Origin of the sequence: Ruoffia sp. FAM 26255 (genome assembly GCF_045528525.1) — a bacterium.
GTDB lineage: Bacteria > Bacillota > Bacilli > Lactobacillales > Aerococcaceae > Ruoffia > Ruoffia tabacinasalis.
This window is the reverse complement of record NZ_JBGQQX010000087.1, coordinates 1-4,532: the sequence shown is the minus strand read 5'-3', so window position 1 is coordinate 4,532 and position 4,532 is coordinate 1. Positions and strand designations below refer to the sequence as shown.

Sequence of the window (4,532 nt, the reverse complement as noted above, 5' to 3'; positions counted from 1 at the left end):
TTCATCCGTGGTAAGATGGGTGTAGGTCATTTGTGGTCACTCCTTTGTATTCTTTGGTCGGAATTACAAGTTGAGTGTACCACAAATGGCTGTTTTAGTTGTCTAGCTTAATTTTACAATCGGCGATAAATAAAAAAAGTGATGGGAGGTAGAAAATGGACATATCAAAGCGACATAATTATCAATCTAAATTAATGACTTCAAATGCGAAACAACTTATTGGTATAGGTAAGGCTCATAGTAAGATTATATTGATGGGAGAGCATGCGGTTGTCTACGACTACCCTGCGATTGCATTACCTTTTAATTCGGCCAATGTGACTGTGACGATCACTCCTTCTAAATCTAATCATACTTACATTCATAGTTCATATTATGATGGCATTATAGAAGATGCGCCGGAATCTTTAGATAACCTTAAGCAAGCTATTGAAGTGACTCTGAGTAGCTTTAAATTAGCGAATACGCCTATGGATATTACTATCGATAGTTCGATTCCTTCAGGGCGAGGTATGGGTTCGTCAGCTGCGGTTAGTGTCGCGCTAGTTCGTGCTTTGTGTGATTTTTACAAGCAAGAAATATCTAATTATCAGTTGAATTTCATTGTGAATCAAGCCGAGGTTATCGCCCATGAATCAACAAGTGGTTTAGATACTCTTTTAGCTAGTACAAATTCACCGGTTATTTATCGTAAAAGTCAAACAGCAAAAACGATTAAAATTAACCTAGATGCTTACTTAGTTGTAGCTGACAGTGATATGCCAGGTCAGACGAAGACAGCCGTGAGTAAGGTGAGACAATTAAAAGAATCGAAACCAGATTTTATTAGAACGGTGATGAGGGCCATTGGTGGCTTTGTCCAACAATCTGTTGATGCGATTCAAGCGAAAGATATCAATGAATTAGGTCGCTTGATGACATATAACCATTACTATCTCAATCAATTAGAGATTTCAAATGCCCATATTGACCGTATCGTTAACGCTGCTTGGATAGCCGGTGCTTTAGGTGCTAAACTTACAGGCGGAGGCTTCGGTGGCTGTGTAATCGCACTAGCTCAAACTAAAGTCGAAGCCGATTTGATTCAACAAGCAATGATGGATGCGGGCGCAACAAAAACTTGGTCATTAGATTTAAAAACAATATAAGGTGAGGTTTATAATGCAACATAAACAAATGGATACAACAACGTATCGTGCTTATACTAACATTGCTTTAATTAAGTATTGGGGAAAACGAAACAAAGAATTGTTCCTTCCCGTTACAAGTAGTCTTTCTTTGACGCTTGATCAATTTTATACAGAAACAACTTTAGAATGGAATTCTCAATCCAATGAGGATACCTTTACCTTAGATGGTCAAATACAAGACATTAACGCGATCGAGAAAGTATCGCGTTTTATTAATATGTTCAGAGATTTATCTGGTATACATCGACCAGTACACGTAAACAGTACCAATCATGTTCCAACTGCAGCCGGTCTTGCCTCTTCGGCATCGGCTTTTGCAGCTTTAGCTAGTGCCTGTAATGATTTATTTGAGACAAATCTATCGAATAAAGAACTGTCTACCTACGCTCGTCGTGGTTCTGGAAGTGCTACTCGTAGTTTATTTGGTGGCTTTACCGTTTGGCATAAAGGAATTGGGAACGAATCGGATTCAAGTTTTGCTGAGATGATTGATGAGGCTGATTGGGATATTGGTATGCTTGTTGTTATGATTAATAAAGAACAAAAGAAAATTAGTAGTCGTGTCGGAATGGAACATACTATCGAAACTTCTCCTTTCTACAAACTTTGGCCGGAAACAGTGGCTGAAGATTTGGAAGCAATCATTCCTGCCATTGAGAATAGAGATTTTCCGACGATTGGACAAATCGCAGAACATAATGCGATGAAGATGCATGCGACGATTATTGCTGCTGATCCAAGTATGACTTATTGGGAACCTGAATCTCTGACTGCAATGAACATCGTCAGAGAACTTCGTGAAGCTGGCATTCCTTGTTACTTTACAATGGATGCTGGACCAAACGTGAAAGTTCTTTGCCGTTTAAGCCAGGCCGAAGAAATTAAGAAAGCCTTTGAAAAACATTTTTCAAGTGATCGTCTAGTTATAACTGGACCTGGAAAAGGACCGCATAAGATTAGTTAGGAGTGTAGATATTGTCAACACAAACATCGATACAGGATCTTTTCAATCGAACGTCCTTCAATGAATCTAGTACCGTTAAAGTACCAGGGAAATTATTTATAACGGGTGAATATGCGATTTTATTCCCGAAACAACCGGCTATTATTATAGCGGTCGATCAATTCTTAACTGCTCGAGTTACTGCGAGTGAGCATACTGAAGGTGGAGTAATAACGACTAATTTGTCTGAATTAGGTCCTTTGAATTATGATCGAAAAGATAATCATTTCCAAGTTGCACCAAATACTGCAACTGGTTGGCACTATTGTATTAATGCGATTCGTGTCACTGAATCACTTTTACGAAGCTTAAATGTCTCTATTTTAAATTATAATATTCAATTTAATTCAGACTTAATTAATAAAGATGGGTTAAAATTCGGTTTAGGCTCAAGTGGTGCAATTGTCGTAGCGACGATTAAAGGGATATTAGCTTATCATGGAGTACAAGCATTAGACCATGTGACTATCTTTAAACTGGCTGCGATTGCGTTGGCTTTATCGAAATCAAATGGGAGTTTGGCTGATATCGCGACAATTACGACTGGTGGCTGGGTTTATTATCAATCTTTTGACCGTGAGTGGCTGAAAGAGATGGTTCACGCAAACACACCGGTGGCTTCCTTGCTGTTAATGGATTGGCCAGACCTTGTTATTGAGTCCTTAAGTGTTCCGGCTGAACTAACTTTATTGATTGGTTGGACGCAATCCCCTGCTTCTACTGAAAACTTAGTTGGGCAATTACTTGATCGATTAAATCAAGCTGATGACCAATTCAAAGCATTCTTAAAGAATGCAAAAGCATCGGTTGAACGCATGCGTATTGGCTTTCAAGAAAAGAACTTAACTGCCATTCAAGATGAGATTCAAGTATATCGGCAATTACTCTTAGATTTGAGTCATACCTATCAACTAGACATCGAAACGAATGAACTGACTCAATTTATTGAAACAGCCCTTCCTCACTCATACATTGCTAAGTCCTCTGGGGCTGGTGGTGGCGATTGCGGCATTGCTATTGGCCATAAAGATATCAAGACAGAGACTTTAATTAAAGATTGGGAATCGGAAGATATTGTAGCTTTACCACTGCAAGTAACTCCCCCCTTCTCTACGGAAACAACATAGTATCGGAGGCAATTATGACAAAAGAAAATCAACCTTCACTTGCTCAACAACGAAAAGATGATCATGTGAACTTGGCATTAGAACAACAAAGTAAATTACAAACATCTGCGTTTGATGATATTCGCTTTATGCATCATTCATTCAGCGAGGTGAAATTTGACCAAATAGATACATCAACTCAATGGGCAAATACGACACACCGTTTTCCTTTCTATATCAATGGAATGACCGGTGGTTCAACCTATACGAAACAATTCAATGATTCACTATCAACACTTGCACATGAGACAGGCTTAGCGATGGCATCAGGTTCTTTCAGCGTCGCTTTGAAAGAACCTGAAGTCAGAGATTCGTTTACGATTATACGTAAAAATAATCCGAATGGTTTTGTTATGGCAAACTTAGGTGCACATCATGACTTAGAAAACGCTAAACGTGCTGTTGACTTATTAAAAGCAAATGCCTTACAAATCCATCTGAATACACCCCAAGAAGTTGTCATGCCTGAAGGTGACCGTGATTTCTCAACTTGGAAAGAGAATATTCAACAAATTGTTGAAGGCTTAGATGTTCCTGTAATTGTTAAAGAAGTTGGTTTTGGAATGAGTAAAGAAACCATGGAAGAATTAATTTCACTAGGTGTTAAAAACATCGATGTCAGTGGGCGTGGGGGCACAAACTTCGTTAATATCGAAAATGACCGCCGGGATACGATTGATTTCAGCCTACTAGGCGAATGGGGACAAACAACCCCTGAATCCTTATTGGAATCACTTTCCTTACAAAAAGAAGTGAATATTCTTGCCAGTGGTGGAGTCAGAAGCTTTTATGATATCGTAAAAGCACTTGCGCTTGGTGCCAAAGCAACTGGCCTATCTGGTAAATTACTTCAGACAGTCCACTTAGAAGGTGTCGATGCCGCTACAAAAATCGTTCTGGATTGGGAGAAAGCAATCAAACATATGCTTCTATTACTCAACTGTCATAACATCCAAGAACTACAAGAAACTCAATTATTACTACGTGGTCCACTACGTGAATATGCTGAATTACGTGAGATAGATTATAAATACCTCGCAAGACGTTAAAAAAAGGTTCTACAATAAATAGGGTTGATGACAAAAATTAAAATGTCATCAACCCTATCTTTGTGTCTTCTAAAAGACGCAGATATTCGTTATATTAAAAGTACCACCAAATAACATAAGGAGA

The 4,532-nt window shown here is 38.7% G+C and carries 4 protein-coding genes; all 4 read left to right on the top strand.

Annotated elements, in window-relative coordinates:
• Positions 1-155: 155 nt before the first annotated feature.
• From mvk to fni, 4 genes are read left to right on the top strand one after another with little or no spacing between them, the layout of a single operon-like run.
• Complete coding sequence (gene mvk / locus ACEN31_RS10985) at positions 156-1,148, top strand: mevalonate kinase (protein ID WP_407090952.1); 993 nt, start codon at positions 156-158, stop codon at positions 1,146-1,148.
• 13 nt (positions 1,149-1,161) lie between these two features.
• On the top strand, positions 1,162-2,154 hold the full coding sequence (mvaD, locus tag ACEN31_RS10980; RefSeq protein ID WP_235888763.1) for a diphosphomevalonate decarboxylase: 993 nt from the start codon (positions 1,162-1,164) through the stop codon (positions 2,152-2,154).
• Positions 2,155-2,165: 11 nt separating this feature from the next.
• Positions 2,166-3,320, top strand: coding sequence for a phosphomevalonate kinase (locus ACEN31_RS10975; RefSeq protein WP_407090953.1), 1,155 nt, complete (start codon positions 2,166-2,168; stop codon positions 3,318-3,320).
• Positions 3,321-3,334: 14 nt separating this feature from the next.
• The gene (gene fni / locus ACEN31_RS10970; RefSeq protein ID WP_407090954.1) at positions 3,335-4,408 is read left to right on the top strand and encodes a type 2 isopentenyl-diphosphate Delta-isomerase; all 1,074 of its coding nucleotides are present in this window, start codon (positions 3,335-3,337) and stop codon (positions 4,406-4,408) included.
• Positions 4,409-4,532 lie beyond the last annotated feature (124 nt).